Source organism: Kocuria sp. CPCC 205263, assembly GCF_040981075.1.
In the GTDB taxonomy this organism is placed as follows: Bacteria; Actinomycetota; Actinomycetes; order Actinomycetales; family Micrococcaceae; genus Kocuria; species Kocuria rosea.
Genome location: NZ_JAVKPV010000043.1, coordinates 1 through 852, shown reverse-complemented (window position 1 = coordinate 852; position 852 = coordinate 1). Strand labels below are relative to the sequence as shown.

At 34.7% G+C, this 852-nt stretch carries 1 protein-coding gene; it reads right to left on the bottom strand.

Features of this window, described 5'->3' with window-relative positions; all coding sequences use genetic code 11:
- A partial coding sequence (locus tag RF647_RS19030; RefSeq protein ID WP_368813100.1) for a hypothetical protein occupies nt 1-655 on the bottom strand: 655 nt, incomplete at its 3' end.
- Between the last annotated feature and the right edge of the window lie 197 nt (nt 656-852).

Below are 852 nucleotides of genomic sequence, written 5' to 3'. Positions count from 1 at the left end.
ATGAACTTATCAATTCAAATTGGTTATCCACTTTTTTATAACTAAAAGTATTTTCATAGGTATTACCCAAAGCATCTGAGAATACAATCTTAATGTTCAGGTTTTCCGGCGCAGTATTCATATCTATACGGTATAACTTTGTTATAGAATCACCTTCCGGAAGAAAAGATTTATTCATCCCTTTAAAATCATAACCATCAGAAGTTACAACGATGTTCTTAGCTGGTTTACCTTTATTTTTAATTGAAAACACTTGATCGGCAACTTTTCCAGTCATAGTTCCCCAGTTAAAACGTTCAATTTCTATAACCGGCATAATAGAGGCTTTTAACTTAATAGCTTCCTCAGTGACCTTCTCTCGTTCAAACTGAAGTTGCTCTGATGTTAATGAAGCCATTATGGCTGCTTGCTCTACTGATTTTTTTAACTCTTGCGCCTGTAAATTTAACTGCGCGGTGTTATTAACTAACTCTTTATGCTGTTGTATAAAACCTAGAATCAGCCATAAAAATGCAACGGGCGAAAAAACTCCAGCAAAGAAATCGCCTAGTTCATTCCATGAAGAAACATGTGTCAACCCAGCGCCGTTAATCCAAACACCTAACACTACGAAATAGATTACAGTCAAAACCCCGCCAACGGTAAATAATCGCATGATACATCTCCTTATCACATAAGGGGATAATCATATAATTACAAGTTAACTATCACAAGCAAAACATCCTGTTCAATCTGAAATCTAACTTTAAAAAAGATAATTTAACTTAAGCGCACAAACCCAAAACTTGATATTTGAAATTTAAGTTAAATATGAATTTGACAGTCCACAAACTCTTCCCCTACGACGAACTT